Source organism: Campylobacter concisus, from assembly GCF_001298465.1.
Classification (GTDB): domain Bacteria; phylum Campylobacterota; class Campylobacteria; order Campylobacterales; family Campylobacteraceae; genus Campylobacter_A; species Campylobacter_A concisus.
Genome location: NZ_CP012541.1, coordinates 1,658,987 through 1,677,250 on the forward strand (window position 1 = coordinate 1,658,987; position 18,264 = coordinate 1,677,250).

The 18,264-nt window shown below is 40.5% G+C and carries 19 protein-coding genes; 10 read left to right on the top strand and 9 right to left on the bottom strand.

The annotated features are described in order from the left end of the window. The 9 genes from CCON33237_RS08385 to CCON33237_RS08425 all read left to right on the top strand — a co-directional run bounded on the left by CCON33237_RS08385 (window position 1) and on the right by CCON33237_RS08425 (window position 7,074). A complete protein-coding gene (locus CCON33237_RS08385) occupies window positions 1-816 on the top strand; it encodes a menaquinone biosynthesis family protein (protein WP_054197431.1) in 816 nt (271 codons plus the stop codon). Next, window positions 813-1,082 carry a flagellar biosynthesis protein FliQ gene (fliQ, locus tag CCON33237_RS08390; protein WP_223154231.1) on the top strand — a complete coding sequence of 90 codons (270 nt, stop codon included), beginning with the start codon at window positions 813-815 and terminating at the stop codon, window positions 1,080-1,082. Before CCON33237_RS08385 ends, fliQ begins: the two co-directional genes overlap by 4 nt. Further along, window positions 1,079-1,876 (top strand): UDP-N-acetylmuramate dehydrogenase, encoded by a 798-nt coding sequence (locus CCON33237_RS08395; protein ID WP_054197222.1) that lies wholly within the window; start codon window positions 1,079-1,081, stop codon window positions 1,874-1,876. Before fliQ ends, CCON33237_RS08395 begins: the two co-directional genes overlap by 4 nt. Window positions 1,877-1,884: 8 nt before the next feature. Next, entirely contained in the window at window positions 1,885-2,373 is a 489-nt protein-coding gene (locus CCON33237_RS08400) for a hypothetical protein (protein ID WP_054197223.1), read from the top strand. A 62-nt stretch (window positions 2,374-2,435) separates the two neighbouring features. Next, entirely contained in the window at window positions 2,436-3,533 is a 1,098-nt protein-coding gene (gene recA / locus CCON33237_RS08405; RefSeq protein WP_021085361.1) for a recombinase RecA, read from the top strand. After that, complete coding sequence (gene eno / locus CCON33237_RS08410) at window positions 3,533-4,783, top strand: phosphopyruvate hydratase (protein ID WP_054197224.1); 1,251 nt, start codon at window positions 3,533-3,535, stop codon at window positions 4,781-4,783. The genes recA and eno overlap by 1 nt, the downstream gene beginning before the upstream one ends. Then, on the top strand, window positions 4,780-5,070 hold the full coding sequence (locus CCON33237_RS08415) for a hypothetical protein (RefSeq protein WP_054197225.1): 291 nt from the start codon (window positions 4,780-4,782) through the stop codon (window positions 5,068-5,070). The genes eno and CCON33237_RS08415 overlap by 4 nt, the downstream gene beginning before the upstream one ends. Window positions 5,071-5,075: 5 nt before the next feature. After that, window positions 5,076-5,936 (top strand): AMIN domain-containing protein, encoded by an 861-nt coding sequence (locus CCON33237_RS08420; protein WP_054197226.1) that lies wholly within the window; start codon window positions 5,076-5,078, stop codon window positions 5,934-5,936. A gap of 76 nt (window positions 5,937-6,012) precedes the next feature. Beyond that, window positions 6,013-7,074: a tyrosine-type recombinase/integrase gene (locus tag CCON33237_RS08425; protein ID WP_054197227.1), complete on the top strand. Its 1,062-nt coding sequence runs from the start codon at window positions 6,013-6,015 to the stop codon at window positions 7,072-7,074. 222 nt (window positions 7,075-7,296) lie between these two features. Here the strand turns inward: CCON33237_RS08425 and CCON33237_RS08430 are convergent, their stop codons facing one another. The 7 genes from CCON33237_RS08430 to CCON33237_RS08460 all read right to left on the bottom strand — a co-directional run bounded on the left by CCON33237_RS08430 (window position 7,297) and on the right by CCON33237_RS08460 (window position 16,056). Next, window positions 7,297-10,287, bottom strand: coding sequence for a molybdopterin-dependent oxidoreductase (locus tag CCON33237_RS08430; protein ID WP_054197228.1), 2,991 nt, complete (start codon window positions 10,285-10,287; stop codon window positions 7,297-7,299). Window positions 10,288-10,300: 13 nt separating this feature from the next. Next, the gene (locus CCON33237_RS08435; protein ID WP_054197229.1) at window positions 10,301-11,038 is read right to left on the bottom strand and encodes a 4Fe-4S dicluster domain-containing protein; all 738 of its coding nucleotides are present in this window, start codon (window positions 11,036-11,038) and stop codon (window positions 10,301-10,303) included. Between the two features lie 193 nt (window positions 11,039-11,231). Further along, window positions 11,232-12,365: a glycerate kinase family protein gene (locus CCON33237_RS08440; RefSeq protein ID WP_054197230.1), complete on the bottom strand. Its 1,134-nt coding sequence runs from the start codon at window positions 12,363-12,365 to the stop codon at window positions 11,232-11,234. After that, window positions 12,362-13,756 (bottom strand): GntP family permease, encoded by a 1,395-nt coding sequence (locus CCON33237_RS08445; protein ID WP_054197231.1) that lies wholly within the window; start codon window positions 13,754-13,756, stop codon window positions 12,362-12,364. The genes CCON33237_RS08440 and CCON33237_RS08445 overlap by 4 nt, the downstream gene beginning before the upstream one ends. A 166-nt stretch (window positions 13,757-13,922) precedes the next feature. Next, window positions 13,923-14,891 (bottom strand): phospholipase A, encoded by a 969-nt coding sequence (locus tag CCON33237_RS08450; protein WP_234402277.1) that lies wholly within the window; start codon window positions 14,889-14,891, stop codon window positions 13,923-13,925. Continuing rightward, a complete protein-coding gene (locus tag CCON33237_RS08455) occupies window positions 14,881-15,456 on the bottom strand; it encodes a molybdenum cofactor guanylyltransferase (protein ID WP_054197232.1) in 576 nt (191 codons plus the stop codon). Before CCON33237_RS08455 ends, CCON33237_RS08450 begins: the two co-directional genes overlap by 11 nt. Before the next feature lie 105 nt (window positions 15,457-15,561). Further along, window positions 15,562-16,056, bottom strand: coding sequence for a DUF7832 domain-containing protein (locus CCON33237_RS08460; RefSeq protein ID WP_054197233.1), 495 nt, complete (start codon window positions 16,054-16,056; stop codon window positions 15,562-15,564). Window positions 16,057-16,205: 149 nt separating this feature from the next. On the opposite strand from CCON33237_RS08460, the gene CCON33237_RS08465 reads away from it, so the two are divergent. Further along, window positions 16,206-16,442, top strand: coding sequence for a SemiSWEET family transporter (locus CCON33237_RS08465; protein WP_149719581.1), 237 nt, complete (start codon window positions 16,206-16,208; stop codon window positions 16,440-16,442). 69 nt (window positions 16,443-16,511) lie between these two features. Here CCON33237_RS08465 and CCON33237_RS08470 read toward each other — a convergent pair whose 3' ends face one another. Together CCON33237_RS08470 and leuC are read right to left on the bottom strand one after the other, a co-directional pair. Further along, the gene (locus CCON33237_RS08470; RefSeq protein ID WP_054197235.1) at window positions 16,512-16,982 is read right to left on the bottom strand and encodes a hypothetical protein; all 471 of its coding nucleotides are present in this window, start codon (window positions 16,980-16,982) and stop codon (window positions 16,512-16,514) included. Between the two features lie 8 nt (window positions 16,983-16,990). Next, window positions 16,991-18,256 carry a 3-isopropylmalate dehydratase large subunit gene (leuC, locus tag CCON33237_RS08475; protein WP_054197236.1) on the bottom strand — a complete coding sequence of 422 codons (1,266 nt, stop codon included), beginning with the start codon at window positions 18,254-18,256 and terminating at the stop codon, window positions 16,991-16,993. Window positions 18,257-18,264: the final 8 nt, after the last annotated feature.

Below are 18,264 nucleotides of genomic sequence, written 5' to 3' on the forward strand. Positions count from 1 at the left end.
ATGTATGCCGCGGTCAAATTTGGCTGGGTTAGCAGTAAAAATTTAGCCTTTACATCAAAGGCGCTTGATATAGAAACGCTAAACGAAGAGGCGCTAAAAGGCACTTATGAAGCCACAGCGATCAGCTTTGCACTCTATCCAAAAATTTGCGACGAGTATGCGCTTTTACGCTGTGCGGTGAGCTTTGGAAAAGGATATGGCCCAAAGCTTATCAAGCTAAAAGGCAAGCAGCTAAAGCGAAATTTTAAGGTCGCACTCTCTGGCAAAAACACGACAAATGCCCTACTCTTTCGCATAGCCTATCCAGAGGCAAGGATAGTTTATAAAAATTTTCTTGAGATCGAAAATGCTGTGCTTAGTGGCGAGGTCGATGCTGGCGTGCTAATACATGAAAGTATCTTAAATTTCTCAGACCAGCTCTGCGTAGAGCGTGAAATTTGGGATATCTGGAGCGAGCTAAACGGCGAAAATTTGCCGCTTCCACTTGGTGGCATGGCGCTTAGACGAAGCCTACCGATAACTGACGCGATCGAGTGCGAAAGAGTGCTTAGCGAAGCTGTCAGGATCGCCACTTCGCACAAGCCATTTTTATCTCACATGCTAATGGAGCGAAATCTCATCAGAGTTGGCAAAGACGAGCTAAAAACGTATCTAAATTTATACGCAAATGACGAGTCTATAAGCATGAACGAAACGCAGCTAAAAGCACTAAACAAGCTCTATCAAATAGGCTATGGCAAAGGCTTTTTCGAAAAGCCAATCGATGTAAACGACTATCTCATTCCAACTGAATACAACGAAGTAAGGTTTAGCTGATGCAAAGTACGCTTGTCTCGCTTGGAGTTGAAACCTTTAAAATCGCCCTTTATATTAGCCTTCCGATGCTGCTAAGCGGCCTAATCGCAGGTCTTATCATCTCCATTTTTCAAGCAACCACGCAAATAAATGAAACCACGCTAAGCTTTGTGCCAAAAATTTTGCTAGTCGTCGTTGTAATCATATTTTTAATGCCTTGGATGATCTCGATGATGGTTGAATTTACCACTCGAATGCTTGATTTTATACCGGAATTTATCCAGTGACGAGGCTCGTTGACTTTTCTAAATTTACCTCGGTTAGGATAGGCGGCGTGCATGAAATTTTTGAGGTAAATAGCCTTGAAGACCTAAACTCACCTCACTTTTTAGGTGCTGTGATGATAGGCGGAGGCAACAACCTTCTTATCTCGCCAAATCCCCCAAAAATGGCGATGCTTGGCAAGAGTTTTGACTATGTAAATTTAGAACGCTTAGGCGATAAAATTTACCTTGAGATAGGTGCTGCGACAAAATCTGCCAAAATTTATAACTTCTCAAAACAAAACAACATCGCTGACCTTGAGTTTTTAAAAAATATCCCAGGCACGTTTGGCGGACTTATCAAAATGAACGCTGGGTTGCTTAAATTTAGTATAAGTGACAACCTCACGCATGTGCGTCTGGCTCGTGGATGGGTGAGCAAAGATGAGATAAACTTTAGCTACCGCCACAGCGGCATAGATGAGGCCATTTTGGGAGCTAAATTTGAGCTTCACAGCGGTTTTGACGCAAGCATTTCTGATGCCATAAGCGCAAAAAGGGCAAATCAGCCAAAAGGAGCTAGCTTTGGTAGCTGCTTTGTAAATCCAGAGGGGTACTTTGCGGGGGCTTTGCTTGAGGCGGTCGGGCTAAAAGGATACGCTATTGGCGGAGCGAAATTTAGCGAAGAGCACGCAAATTTTTTGATAAATTTTAACCACGCAAGCTTTGAGGACGCTACTAGCCTTATAAATTTGGCAAAGGCTAGAGTTTTAGAGAAATTTGGCGTAGAGCTTAAGACTGAAGTTTGCATTTTATAAGGATGATGATGAGTGAGTTTTTGAGCGAAGTTTTTACCCTTTCATTTTTATTTATAGCTATCGGCTTTTACGCCATTTATAGGGCTAAAAAGGCGCAAAGCGAGCATGAGAAAAATGTGGCTGATTACGATAAAAATCTGCTAAATTTTGCCAAAATTTTAGGCGTTCAAAATCATATAGACCTAGTTAAATTTGATGAAATTTTGGCAGAGGCCTTAAAAGAAAAACTAATTTTTAAATTTAATAAATCTACCTCACAAGAGGAATTTATCTCTTTTATAAAAGATGAAAATTTCAAAAATAAGCCCCAAATTTCACAAAATAATATAGACGAAGCCTTTTTAAATCTTTGCGCAAGCTCGCTTGTAGAGCCACTAAATCTTGCAATACTAAAAAACGAAGATCAAATTTATGGATTTTTGTTTGAAAAAGAGCAGCTTTTTGCTCTTATTGATAGCGCTGCGCTGCTTGGCGAAAATATTATAATTTGCGAGTAAATCAAGTAAAATTCATCTCTTTTTAGATAAAATCAAGCCAAATTTCAACTATAAGGTAAAAAATGGCAAAAGAAAAAGATAGTGACAAAAAGATAGCTATCCCAGAGAGCGAAGCGGACAAGAAAAAGGCGCTCGAGCTTGCGCTAAAGCAGATCGATAAAGCTTTTGGCAAAGGCACGCTTTTAAGACTTGGCGACAAAGAGGTTGAGGCTATCGAGTCGATACCGACTGGCTCGCTAGGGCTTGATCTGGCTCTTGGCATAGGCGGCGTTCCAAAAGGCAGGATCATCGAGATCTACGGACCAGAGAGCTCTGGTAAGACCACGCTCACGCTTCACATCATCGCTGAAGCGCAAAAAGCTGGCGGAATTTGTGCATTTGTCGATGCAGAGCACGCACTAGACGTAAAATACGCTTCAAATTTAGGCGTAAATACCGACAACCTTTACGTCTCTCAGCCAGACTTTGGCGAGCAGGCACTTGAGATCGTTGAAACGCTTGCAAGAAGCGGTGCGGTCGATCTTATCGTAGTTGATAGCGTCGCTGCTCTTACTCCAAAGAGCGAGATAGACGGCGATATGGGCGATCAGCACGTTGGTCTGCAAGCAAGGCTTATGAGCCAGGCGCTTAGAAAGCTAACTGGAATTTTAAGCAAGATGAAGACAACTGTTATCTTCATCAACCAAATTCGTATGAAGATCGGTATGATGGGATATGGCACGCCAGAGACCACGACTGGCGGTAATGCGCTTAAATTTTACTCATCTGTAAGAATCGATGTTAGAAAAATAGCCACACTTAAACAAAATGACGAGCCTATCGGCAACCGCACAAAAGCAAAAGTGGTTAAAAACAAGGTCGCGCCTCCATTTAAAGTGGCTGAATTTGACATCATGTTTGGCGAGGGTGTGAGCAAAGAGGGCGAGATCATCGACTATGGCGTAAAGCTCGACATTATCGACAAATCAGGCGCGTGGTTTAGCTACAAGGCCGAAAAACTAGGTCAAGGTAGAGAAAACGCCAAAGCCTATCTAAAAGAGCACCCAGAAATTTCTGATGAGATAGTAGCGGCGATCAAAGGCTCAATGGGGATCGATCACCTAATAAGCAGCGGCGCAAAAGACGAAGACGACGACACAAACGAAGCAGGAGATGAATAATGGTATTTATTGAAGATGTAGAGGCTCACGAGGTTTTAGACAGTAGAGGCAACCCAACAGTTCGTGCGACAGTTAGACTAAGCGACGGAGCCGAGGCAAGCGCGATCGTGCCAAGTGGCGCAAGCACAGGCAAGCGTGAGGCGCTGGAGCTTCGTGACAAAGACGAAAGATACGCTGGTAAAGGCGTTTTAAAAGCTGTTTCAAACGTAAATGAAAAGATCGCAGAGGCAGTTATAGGCCTTGATGCTTACAACCAAAAGGCAGTCGATGCGGAGATGCTTGAGCTTGATGGCACGCACAACTACTCAAATTTAGGCGCAAACGCAGTCCTTGGCGTATCTATGGCAGTAGCTCGCGCAGCTGCAAAGAGCCTAAATATCCCGCTTTATCGCTACCTTGGCGGTGCAAACGCCAGCATCTTGCCAGTGCCGATGTTTAACATCATAAATGGCGGCGCGCACGCAAATAATAGCGTTGATTTTCAAGAATTTATGATTATGCCATTTGGCTTTAGCACATTTAGCGAGGCGCTAAGAGCCGCAACTGAAATTTATCACAAGCTAAAATCTATCCTAAACGCAGCTGGCCACAGTACGGCTGTCGGTGACGAGGGTGGTTTTGCTCCAAATTTAAAAGACAACGAAGAGCCACTAAAGCTTATCTCACAAGCTGTAAAAGAGGCTGGATATGAGCTAGGCAGCCAAATAAAGCTAGCCCTTGACGTTGCTTCAAGCGAGCTTTACAAAGACGGCAAATACGAGCTTGAGGGCAAGAAATTTAGCAGCGACGAGCTCATTAGCTACTACGAAAAACTTTGTGAAAAATACCCGATATTTTCTATCGAAGATGGCCTTAGCGAGGACGACTGGAGCGGCTGGGCTGAGCTTACAAAAAGGCTTGGCAGCAAAGTGCAGCTAGTTGGCGACGATCTTTTTGTCACAAATGAGAAAATTTTACGCGAAGGTATCGAGAAAAAGATCGCAAATGCAATCTTAATCAAGCCAAATCAAATAGGCTCAGTCACACAAACTATGCAAACTGTCCGCCTTGCTCAAAGAAACGGATATCGCTGCATAATGAGTCATAGAAGCGGCGAGAGCGAAGATGCATTCATCGCTGACTTTGCAGTCGCACTAAACACTGGCGAGATAAAGACAGGTGCTACTTCAAGAAGCGAGCGCAACGCAAAATACAACCGTTTGCTTGAGATCGAGCTTGAGGCTGGAGAGTTTTTGGGGGATAATATTTGAGCGAAATTTTAGACGAATATGGCAACACTGATGGCATATTTCATAAAATTTTAAAATACATTAGACCAACATTACGCTACGTCATAGCCACCATTTGTGTGGCTATGTTTGCCTTTTATGTAGGCAATATGATGTTTGGCAAACGCTCACTTGATGTTATGCTAAGTCTTCAGAGTAAAAAAGATAGACTTAGCGAGGACGTGGAGATTTTAAAAAAAATGAACGCGCGCCTACAAAAAGATTATTTTGAATTACAAGGCCTTGAGCCAGACTTTAATAAAAAGTAGGAATGATGAAAAAAATTTGGTTAGTTTTATCTATATTTGCAGCAAGCGTGTTTGCTAGAGAGAACCCATTTATGCCTATTAGCGAGCTAAATACAAGCGTTATGACAACAAATATCATAGAAAAATTTGATAGCTTTGATTCTCTTTCGTTTAAATTTCCAAGCGATGCAGCGCTTTTACTAGATGTCACCATAAGATATAGAGCAAATGACGGCACTATAAAGGAAAAAAGGTTAGCTGATATAAATAAAACTATCAATTACAGCGATGAATTTGCTTTAAATAAGGTAAAAAATCCAGAACCAGTCGTAGCAAAAAAGCTAGATGTTTCGGTCACAATGGCAAATATGCCTAGCCAAAAAGTAAGCACTCCTGTGATAATAGAAAAAAATGAAACTAAAATTTCAAATAAAGATAGAAATAAAACTTCAGATATGCCAACTCCAAATGTTGTAGTGATCGATCTTAGCACAGACAAAACAAAAGAAACTACCATAAAGCCTGAACAAAAGGTGGTCGAGATAAAGATCGAGCCTAGTGCAAAGCCAGTTGATAGTGTCAAAAATAAAAAGGATGTTAAATTTCTAGGTTTTATAAGCTTTCTAGCTAATAGCAAAGAGCTAAAAATCGCTACAAAAGCTAAAAATTTAAAGCATTTTGCTTATGAGAAAAATAAGATCGTTCTTGACTTTGCAAGGCCACCAAGAAGCTTTAAAACTAAGAGCTTAAAACTTGAAAATGAACATTTTAAAAATGTGATCATAGGCTGGCATGATAGATATTTCAGAGTGGTTTTAGAGCTTGATAAGATGCATAAATATAAGCTTGAAGCCACTGAAAATGGATATGCGCTTAAGCTTTTATAGTTGAATTTTAAAAAGAGTAGATTTTATAAAATTTCAAATATAATACTTTTCAAAATAAAAATTTAAGGCTATTGGTTTGAAATATCCACTTGATTGTAAAGATAATTTTGAAAACTCATTTATTTTTTGGCTTACTCGCTACGTCAAATTTAAACTTAGCTCACTTTCGAATAAAGAGCTTCGAGATCCAAAGGCACTTGCAAGTGTAAATTTCGCTCTAAGCCGCGAGATAAAAAACATTGATCAGCTTGATGGCTTGGTAAAAAGCGCGAGAAATGCAGGACTTACTGGCATAAATACCTACTTTAATCCACTTAAAAAAATATATGAAACGATGAAATTTTACGAGCTTAGTAGCCTAAAGCAGATCGATGAAGAACTGCTAAGCGAAATACTGGCTAGCACAACCGGCGGACTAAGCGACGCTAGTAAGAAAAATTACCGCATCTCAGTGATAAATTTCTTTGCGTTTTTAGACAAACAAAACGAAGAGGATGGCAAGGCCCATGTTTTTGATATAAATTTAAAAAACTGGGGCGGAGTTAGTGGCAACAAAGGGCAAAAGTTGCCTGAGTTTATGGGCGAAGATGAGGTCAAAAAATTTCTAGATGCGATCGAAGAAAGTGACTTTAAGCAAAACTCAAATCGCAATAAGCTCATAATAAAAACGATAATTTTTACTGGCATTCGTGTGAGCGAGGCTCTAAATTTAAAGCGAAAGGACATCACTGAAGATGGCGATCTTTTTATCATTAGGATCCGAGGCAAAGGTAACAAATACCGCATCGTTATGATAAAACGCCACCTAATAGAAGCTCATCTAAATGCGATTGCAATAAACTACATCAACAAAGAGGGCTATCTTTTCATAAATAAAAAAGGCACCAGACTGACGCAAGCCTATGTAAGTCGCATAGTGGAGCAGATCCTTTTTAAAGCTGGTATCAGAAAAGAGAAAAATGGTGCTCACATGCTGCGTCACACCTTTGCAACGATGCTTTACAAAAAGCAAAAAGACCTTGTTTTGGTGCAAGAAGCTCTAGGTCATGCAAGCTTAAATACCTCGCGAATTTACACACACTTTGATAGTGACAAGCTAAAACTCGCTGCAAAAGTAGCTGAGGATCTAGCAAACTAGAGCGCTTAAAGCCAAAGCAAACTAGCAATACTAAATTTAACTCATGCAAAATTTAAAATATTATTTAACTATGAAACCCTATAAATATATGAGGAAAATTTAGCTTGCAAGCAGCCTAAAAGCTTGCTCTGTATCTAAATTTACAATCCACCAGTCAAAAGCTCTTACAAAAAGTGAAATTTGGCAAGCAAATTTTACTCTACTCGCCAAATTTATATCAAACTAGCCGATCTTTCTTATCTTTGCAGGAAGTGCTTGTCTAGCGCAAGTGCCAACCAACCAGTCATTTAGGCTAAATTCGCCATTTCTTTTTGGATCAAGAAGTCCAAGCTTGTTGTGATTGACTCCTTTTTCTAAATTTGCGATCCCAAAAGCTGGCTTTCCATCGACAATGTGCGTTCTTATACCAAACTCATCATGTCCAAACCCATGCTCTATACTAATAACCCCGCTAGCAACGCCGTCAGTAACAAATGCCTCACCAACTTGCGCACCATAAGGCGTAGTCACCTTCACCTTATCACCTGAGCGTATGCCTTGCTCGCTAGCCACATCTGTCGATATCCTTATGAAATTCTTAGGATGAACAGATCTTAGCCTTGGGCTAACAAAGGTGTAGAAGTGTTGGATATTTGACTTTCTTGAGCTTACTGTGTATTTCCACTCAGAGCGTGGGAAAAATTTCTCAAGCGGCGTGCCGTCACTTGCAACTGGTAGCATCAGACTTGGCACTCCTGGCATAAATTCGCCTGTTATTGAGTGTCTATGCCCACCAAGTGGCTCATAGTAGATCGAAGCTGGCGTAGGCGCTGGCACTTTTACGGTTGCTTTATCGCCATTATATGCGCTCTCGTAGCTATCGTATCTGCCGCCTTTTGCTAGTATGTGCGCTACTTTTGGCTTCTCTTCGTCTTTTAGATAAGGATCGAGTTTTGTCATCACTCTTGATATCTTACTAAGCTTTTTGTCCTCGTCACTTATATCTTTCACACCCTCGCCGTCAAAGGCTAAATTTGCTAGTGCAGCCGCGTAATACTGCTCTTTTACGTCAAGGTCCATGAAATTTCCGTCTTTGTCTTTGAAGGCATTTTTGCCAAAGCCTTTTAGTCCAAGCCTCTTTGCCACGGCTATATAAAATGCCTCAACGTCGATCACGCCGCCGTTTTTATCCTTTGCCTGCTTTGAGCTAACGGCTGGATAGCGCACAACTGAAGTTTTAGCAATCGTTCCCCAAAGAGAGTTTGGAAGTGCCCAGTTTTCTAAATTTACCCCATCTGGTACGATGTAGTCAGCATAGGCGTTTGTCTCGTTCATAAAGGCGTCTATGCCCACAAAAAGTGGTAAATTTTTACTATCTTTTAGCACGTCTAAGACCGCTCTTTCAAGTCCTGCTTGGCCGTAAAGTACGTTTGTCATGTAGTTTATGAAAACTTTTACTTTGTATGGATAGCCAGCCTTGTGGCTCGTAAGCGTTTCGTTTACAAGTGGCATAGAGATAGGATACCATGGCTGAGTTGATGGATAGCCGCTACCGCCAGCTGCCACTTTGCGCTTAAACTCCGAGCTAGTTTCGTAGTATTTGCCAGATCTTGATAAATTTAGTCCATTTGGCTTATAAGCACCCTCAAAGCTCTCAAGGTTATATCTGCCCTTTAAAAACTCGTGTGTGCCAGCACTTGCATTGACGTTGCCACCTTTGTAGCCGTAAGTGCCCATTAGCGTATTTAGACAAAGGATCGCATAAGTAGTCATACCAGCTTGCGTGTGCATCATACCGCCATGCACGTTTGTACTCACTTGTCTGCCATTTTTGGTGAAATTTTCACAAAGCCACAAAATATCATCTACGCTTACGCCGCAAATTTTTGAGTACTCCTCTAGGCTATGCTTGTAGGCTGACTCTTTTAAAAGCTGCATTGAGCTTTTTACCTCAACTTTTTTGCCGTCTATTAAAATTTTACCTTTGTAGTAGAGCTTAGCTGGCTCATTTACCTTGTAGCTTTGTATCTTGCCATCTTGCGAGCAGACCTGCCACTCGTTATTTATAAGTGCAAATTTGCCGTAGTCTTTGTGACCTTTTTCGGTGATGACTAGGTGAGTGGCGTTACACCAATGTATCTCGCCTGCAAGTTTTGCTTGGTCTAAATTTGGCTGAATAAGGTAGTTTGTGGCATATTTTTCATTTTCTATGATCCAGCGTATCATCGCCATGGCTAGAGCTGAGTCGGTGCCAGGCTTTATCGCTATCCAGCGGCCTTTGTCTGATGATGCGTATTTTACTGTGTTTGTAACGCTTGGATCGACTACCGCGTAGCTAAAGTCATCTCTAGTGCCTCTTGTGTAAGAGAGCATTTTTGCTTGCTTTTGGAAAGGGTTACTGGCGTTTGATGGCGAAGTACCCCAGTAGATGATAAATTTAGAATTTTCATAGTCTGGCTTAGTGTGTGCAAAGCCCTTTGCGTTATGTGCGATCTTGCCACCGACCCTAAAGCCACCGCCGCAAATTCCGCCGTGTGAGTAGTGGTTTATAGTGCCAAATGACTTTTTGACAAAGCGATCAACGATGTCAGAGCGTCCGTCGTATAGGTAAAAGCTTAAAAATTGATTGCGTTTGGTGCCATATTCCGGGTTTTCGCTGTCGATTAGCTCGTCACTATATATCGCTCTAAGGCCATCAACATGCCCCTCACCAAAGAGATCTCCGCCCTCTACTACCTCTTCTACTAGTTGCTCAAAGCTTATGCTCTTCCACTTACCCTCGCCCCTTTTGCCAACTCTTTTTAGCGGCGTTAGTATCCTTGCTGGCGAGTCTATCATCTCAGGCAAGATCGCTCCTCTAGCACAAACTGTGGCTCGCTTTTCATCTTCACCACTTGCCGTTGTGGCAAGGAGTGCGTCGTTTATCGAGGTGTCAAAATTTGCCCAGTGCAAATTTGCAAGTGGGTGGTATGGGTTGCCGCTACATCTTACAACTTTGTCGTTTTTCTCATCTACGTGAAGCCTTATGCCGCACTTCGTCGTACAGCCATGGCACATTGAGAAGACAACGCTATGTCCCTTGTTGAGTGAAATTTTGCCGTCTTTTACGTTAAATTCTGGCTCGAGCGAGTTTGACTGTGGTTTATAGTCGTCCTTTTCGCCATCTGCTAGCACAGCGCTCGCAGTTACTGTTGAGAGCACGGCTGATCTTTTTAAAAATTCTCTTCTTTGCATTACTTATTTCCTTTTACTGCGCTATCTCCTCGCTCCAGCTGATAACCTTTTGGTATCCGTTTTCAAGCTCGAGTTTCTTATCATTTTTAGCCAAAATTTCGCTGACTCCATGGTAAAACACCTGTGGATTTGTATTTTTAGGACTATCGATGACCATAGTCTCATGTGTGGCTAGAAATTTTCTGATATTTGAGTTAGGATCGTTAAGATCGCCTATGATACGACTACCGCCCACGCAGCTTTCTACACACGCTGGCAAGAGTCCTGCTCTTAGTCTGTGGTCGCAAAATGTACATTTATCAGCTTTATAGGTATGCAGGCTAAGATACCTTGCGTGATATGGACAGGCCTCCACGCAAAGCGCACAGCCTATACACTCTTTTGTATCAATCTTTACTATGCCATTACTTCTTTGATGGCTAGCACCAGTTGGACAAACATCGATACAGGCTGGATTGTTGCAGTGGTTGCAAAGTCTTGGAAGTGAGGCTATGACTGCCATTTTGCCGCTTTTATCCTTTGCTTCATACTCGGAGACAATGGTTCTAAAAGCGCCTGGCTGAACGTCATTTTCCATCATACAGCTCATAGTACATGACTGACAGCCAACACATCTTGTTAGATCTATCGCCATGCCGTAGCGAACGCCACTACCACTAAAGTCCTTTGGTGCTGCCTTTAACGCGGTCGTAGCAAAGAGTAATCCTGCAGCTGCAATGAAGCTGCGACGAGAATTTAAGGTCTGTTGCATAAAAATTCTCCTTTCTTTTTAGAATTTTTTCTTATTTTAACATAGTAAATATTTTTTCTAAAGTTTATTTTATATTTTTGCAAAATGTATTAAATTTTGAGAATTTTTGTAGCACTTAAAAGATAGAATTTGGATAGTAAAATTTAGAAAGAAGTGGGAAAAAGATAGAAAATAAACTTCTATCTTCTTAAATTTATGCTTTGTAGTTTAGCATGTAAAGGCGAATGACTTGCTCTGCTGTCATCTTTAAATTTCTAATCGTGACATCTTTTCTCATCGCTTCTTCAAGACTCACTGGCTCATTTAATATACAAAAATAGGCATCGATTCCATTTTTGTGGCAATCTTTGGCACATTTTTGCACGCTTCCAGCAAATGCGATCACTGGCTTATGATACTTTTTTGCTAGTTTTGCAACCCCAGTTGGAGTCTTGCCCATTGAGCTTTGAAAGTCCATACGACCTTCACCAGTGATGACTAGATCAGCCTTTTTGATCTCATCCTCAAGCGCAATAGTCTGCGTGATGATCTCGATGCCTGGGCGAAGTTTTGCTCCTAAAAATGCCACGAATGCAAAGCCAAGCCCGCCAGCGGCACCAGCACCTTTTTGTGTGTGAAATTTGCTATTAGTCTTTTCTTTTACAAGAGTTGCAAAGTGTTTTAGCCCATCATCAAGCTCTTTTACCATACGGCCATTTGCACCCTTTTGAGGGGCATAAACGTGAGCTGCTCCATTCATGCCATAAAGAGGATTGTCTACATCGCAGGCTATTAAAAACTCGCAATCCTTTAGCTCTTTTAGCGCCTCTTCATCTGTAAACTCACAAATTTTGGCTAAATTCTCGCCTTTTCCTTCAAGTAAAGCACCATCTTTATCATAAAATTTAAAGCCAAGTGCACTAAGCATGCCTGTACCAGCGTCATTTGTCGCACTTCCGCCGATGCCAATGATAAATTTTCTGGCACCTTTAGCAATGGCATCTTTTATCATCTGACCAAAGCCAAATGTACTAGTTTTTAGTGGATTTCTCTCATCTGGATTTATGAGTGTAAGGCCAGAAGCACTTGACATTTCAAGTATAGCAAGGTCATCTTTTAATGCATATCTAGCTAAAATTTCAATTCCAAGTGGATTTTTTACTATCGTATCTATAAATTTCGCACCAAGTGCATCAGCCATCGCCTCTACACTACCCTCGCCACCATCTGCGATAGGCTTGACAACGACCTCGCAGCCAATCTCTTCTAGTCCTTCTTTTACAGCAAGGCCCGCTTCAAGAGAGCTAAGCGAGCCTTTTAATGAATCAATCGCAACCAAAATTCTCATAAAAGCACCAACGATAAGATGTAAACGCTAATCATACCAACGACACCCATTATAAATGTCATCGCTGTTTGTGTGCGATATCCTTGATCAGCAGTCATTTTGCTGAAATTTGTCACAACCCAGAAGTAGCTGTCGTTTGCGTGAGATACACACATCGCACCAGATGCTATCGCCATGACACAAAGAGCAGCTGAAATTTCACTCGTAAAGCCAAGTGTTTGCATAAGTGAGTTATCAGCACTAAATGCACCCATGATAGATGCTGTTGTGATGATAGCCACAGTTGAGCTTCCTTGAGCGGTTTTTAACACGGCTGAGATGATGAATGGGAAGAAAATTCCTATCGCTTTTATAGTAGAGGCATTTTCTTTTATGAAATTTACAAATCCAGCTTCAGTGATGACGTTGCCCAAAACACCACCAGCTGCGGTGATAAATAGGATAGGACCAGCGATCTTTAAAGATTCATTCGTGATATGGTCAAATTCTTTTATCTTTTTAGACTCGGCCAGCAAAAATACGCAAAAGATCACGCCAATAGCAAGAGCGATGATAGGGTTGCCTAAAAATAAAAGTACTTTTGGTAAAAAAGAAGCCTTATCAAGCATGCCCTGTTTTGCTAGTACATCAACGATCGAACCAATTGCCATAAAGATGATAGGCATAATGATAGGAGCAAGGCTCAAAAATCCGCTAGGTAGCGTGCCAAATTTCTTTAAAAGCTCCTCGTAGCTAGCTGTGATAGTAGCGTCAGCCTCTTTATCGCTGATAGTCACGCTTTTGCCAATACTCTTTGAAAAGAAATAGACAGCTAGTAAAACTGGGATAGAAACGACTGTTCCCATGATGATAACAAGGAGTAAATTTCCGCCAAGACCAAGTGTGCCAGCTGCTGCTATTGGGCCTGGTGTTGGCGGGATGAAGACGTGAGATGCGTATAGACCACCACTAAGTGCGACTGACATCGCGACTGGGCTTGCTGAAATTTTCTTATAAAGCGCCTCGCGAATAGAGTTTAAAACGACAAATCCACTATCGCAAAATACCGGAATGCCGACAACCCAGCCCATTATAAGCATGGCAAGCTCTGGACGCTTTTGTCCGACTAGCTTTACAACCATGTCAGCTAGCTTTAAAGCAGCTCCCGTTTTTTCAAGCACGGTGCCGATGATCGTCCCAAAGATAATAACGATACCGATGCTCTTAAATGTGCCACTAAAGCCGACACCTATCATCGCTGGGATCTTGGATAGATCGATACCTGCGACGATTGCTAGCATCAAAGATATGCTCATAAGTGCTAAAAATGGATGCATTTTTAGCTTAGAGATCATAACGATCATAAGTATGATGGCTACAATAAAACAGACAATTAGTGAGATTCCGCTCATAAAAACTCCTTTGTTCTGAGATTTTGCTTAAGATTTTAGCAAAATTTGCTTGTATTTTTTCTAATATTTTTAAGTTTTTTGATTAATTAAATTTTTTTGACATATTTGAGTAAATTTATGACTATTCGCCTAAATTTAGCCATTTTATAAGTTCAAAATTTTTAGCTTATTTTAAAATAACAAAACCAAGACCAAATTTATCAGTATGCCTATTATAATCAATCAAACTCTCGCCATATCCCGTAAAATACTGCAAATAGCCATAAACTCCGGTTGAGAAGATAGGAAACATATATGAAATTTCAGCAGCACCCTTATTTGTTTTATCAAAATGTAAGTTATTTCTTAGCATTAGGCTAAAAATGTGATCATTGAGGTTGTAGCTAAGCCTTACATCGCCATGCCCAATGTATTTTAATATATCTTTATTATCGCCCTTATTGCCTACTACCATCCAAGCTCTTGGCGAAATGCTAAGCTTGCCAAAAACAAAATCACTTTGCACATAAGCTCTATTCCAGCTTCTTGAATTGCTACCATCTCGTCCGTTTGACTCATGCAAAAGTCCAAATTTTAGGCTTTTTACACCTATTTGCTCCAAATATTTTGGCGAAGCAAAATTTAGAAAAATTTCTGGCTGATAGTTTGTCTCACGAAATGGCGCTGAAGTTCTTGTTATTTGCCACCAAGATGTCTGCGTGTAGGCTGCCACAAGGCTCTCTCTAAGCCCAAATAGATCATAAAATAACGGCTTTGCAAGGCTTATTTGAAACTTAGTTTCAACGCTTTTTCGCTCATCGTTTGGCACATTTTTAGCATAAGTTACTGGCAAAAGGTAGTTAAATTTATAAAGCTCGATACCAAGTGCATTTTGTAAATTTTTACCACTTTTATCTTCTCTTAAAAGATCAGCTTGCTTTAGCTTCGCCTCTCTTGGCGCTGGTTCGCTTGCTTGCACATTTTGCACCGCTTTTTGCTCGTTTAAAGAGCTTTTGGCTAGCTCTTTATAAATTTGCATCGCAGCCTTTATGTCGCCACTTTGCTCCAGCTCTTGTGCTCTTTTAAAATCATCTAGCCCACTTGCCATCAAAAAACTAAGGCCAAGGCTTAAAAACAATAAAATTTTACTCATCATCTATCTTCTTTTCTTGGATTTTCTTTGCCATTTCGTATTCGTCAGGGAAATTAACATTAAAAAACTGCTCACTATCTTTAAAATTTATGACTTTGCATTTACAGCTTTTTCTCAAAAGTCCGATTTTATGCTCATTTTTTAAATAAAACTCATGAGCCAAAGTGGCAAGCCTTGGGCTAAAAAAACCACAAAGCGAGTGAATGTGCTCATTATCACTAGCCACAACCATATCAAATTCATCTTTAAATCTAACAAGCTCCTCCAAACTTTTAAGATCAAAAAATGGCATATCAGCTGGTATCACAAAAATGCTATGATCAAAATTTTTAAGAATGGAGTAAAGTGCGAGCATTGGCGAATAGTTATTGCTATTTTCATCTTTTATAAGCTTTAGTGGCGGGCTAAATTTTTCAAATTTTGAGCTTACATAAACTTCGCCAAAAACTTTGCTAAATTTCGCAACCTCATAATGAGTAAGCGTCTTAAAACCACCAAATGGCAAAAGTGTCTTATCTTGCCCCATACGCGAGCTTTTGCCACCTGCTAAAATCACGCAAGTTTGCATCTTTTCCCTTAAGAAAGTTATGAGGCTAAATTTAGCTAAAAGCGGCTTTGATCTACCAAAAATATGTGATAAAAACTTATTTTTGTTTATGCTACTTGTAAAATTTTAAGCCTGCTTTACCCTTTTCATTGTTAAAAATTCCTCGTAGCGACGATCAATGATAGCTTTGATCAAGGCATAGTTTTCTTTTGAGTTTTCTATATAAAAATAGGCGTTATCAAAGTATTTTTCACCAAATTTTTTCGAAACAAAATCCGTATAATCCTGCAAATACCAACCATACATTTTGGCAAATTTTGTCCGATCAGTCGTATAGTAAGCTTTTGCAAAGGCTTTACCAACAGTATTTAGCTCCGCACTTCCAAGTACTCCGTCCATAGCGTCAAAAAGATACTGACGATAGTTAAAATTTTCGTCCATCTGTGCTATATCGTCCGCAAAATCTGCCGCAAATTCCTTTGAATAAAATTTGTGTTCCATGCACCAGCGAAAGAAAAATGAAATGTGTGTCGCACCGTTTTCATGCGGTATATCAGTCGGCGCATCTTTCGCACCCCAATGCCATTTTGCTTTGTCATATACTATATCTGGATCTGGCATTTTTATCCTTTTAAAATACTCAATTTTACTAAAACCATCTTAATCGCAGTAAAAATCATGGCTATTTTATCCATTTGCTTGCTATGATTAAAAAAGATATAATGGCGCTTTTATTTAAGGAGAAGCAATGAGCGAAAAAAAATCTACAAATTTTAGGCTGGATCGGCACATGCCTATCAGTTGTTATGTACTTTTCATACATCCCACAAATAATGGGCAACCTTGACGGCAACAAAACGCCTTTTATACAGCCACTAGCAGCCGCACTAAACTGCACAATCTGGACAAGCTACGGACTATTAAAAGCTAAAAAAGACTATCCACTTTCTGCTGCAAACTTCCCAGGCATAATCTTTGGTCTTTTGGCTACAATAACAGCGTTTTAATGCGCTGATTTAGTTGTTATGGCAAACACTGCAATAAAAAAGTTATTTGCGTCGCTACAACAAACTAATCTATTGTAGTGTTTGCGCTATTTTGGCTAACTTTTCTTTAATTATATTGCCTTTTGAACTTAGTGAAAAGATCATTTGTACTAGCTCCTCAGTTGTTGCCTCTATTCTTTTGTCACCACTATCTAAAGTTCTAAATTTGTTTAGGATAAGCGGATCGAATTCTTGATATGTAGACATAAAATCCTTATAGTCCTCTTCCAGTTCTGGTGCGTAAAAACTGATAAGCGAGTGTAATTTAACAATTTCAAATTTTGGATTTTCTATATTTAAATTTGGATTTATTAATAAAGCTACTTTGCAATGTATTCCCCCTAAAATATCCCCAACTATAATAAACGCTTCCTCTAGCTTTTGTCGCCTGAGTTTATTTTTCTCTTTTTTCGTGTTTAGATTAGCGTACACCCATTGCGCACACATTGTTAGGACTGCACCGAGTATAATTTTCAATAAGTCAGATATCAAACTATCCATATTATTTTTTATAAGTCCCTTGGGTCGGCGATTTTACCTGCTATGGCTGAGGCTGCTACAACTGCTGAGTTGGCTAGATAAATTTCACTCGTTCTATCGCCCATACGTCCTACGAAATTTCTATTCGTCGTCGAGATACAGCGCTCATTTGCACCTAAAATTCCCATATATCCGCCAAGACAAGCGCCACAAGTTGGATTGCTCACGACCGCTCCTGCTTCGATGAAAATGTCGATTAAGCCCTCTTTTTCGGCAGCTCTTGCGATCTTTTGCGTCGCTGGAGTGATGATGAGCCTTGTTTTACGGGCTACTTTTTTGCCTTTTAAAATTTGTGCTGCGATACGTAGGTCGCTTAGACGGCCATTCGTACATGAACCGATAAATGCTTGATCAATGGCTAAATCGTCATGAACCGCCTGTCTTACGCTCTTGCCGTTGCTTGGCAAAAATGGATATGCTATGACTGGATCAAGATTAGTCACATCGATCTCTAAAATTTTGTCATATTTTGCACCCTCGTCTGAGTAGAAAAATTTTGGTTTATCGCGTAAATTTTTATCTTTTAAAAACTCTTTTGTGATCTCATCAACCGCGATGATACCACTCTTTGCGCCAGCCTCGATCGCCATGTTGCACATTGAAAATCTATCATCCATACTAAGGCCCTCTATTACCTCGCCACTAAACTCAAGCGCCTTATAAAGTGCGCCATCAACGCCTATTTGACGGATGATCTCAAGGATAAGATCCTTGCCATAAACATGCTTATCAAGCTTACCTTTAAATATGACTTTAATGCTCTCAGGCACTTTAAACCAGTTTTTGCCAGTGATCATCGCATAAGCTAGGTCGGTGCTGCCCATGCCGGTGCTAAACGCTCCAAGAGCGCCGTGTGTACAGGTGTGACTATCTGCGCCGATGATGACATCACCTGGGATGACTAGGCCTTTTTCAGGTAAAAGCGCGTGCTCAATGCCCATATCTTTTTCATCAAAATAGTTTTTAAGGTCGTGTTTGTAGGCAAATTCGCGTGAAATTTTGGCTTGATTTGCACTTAGGATGTCCTTTGTCGGGATGTAGTGGTCCATCACGATGGCAAAGCCGTCTGGGTTAGCTAGCTTTTTAGCGCCACTTCGCTCGAACTGCTTGATCGAAATAGGTGTCGTGATGTCGTTGCCTATGATCATATCGATCTTACTTTCGATGATCTCTCCTGCGCCTACCTCTTTGCCAACGTGATCTGAAAATATTTTCTCGGTGATAGTTTGTTTCATAAATTTCC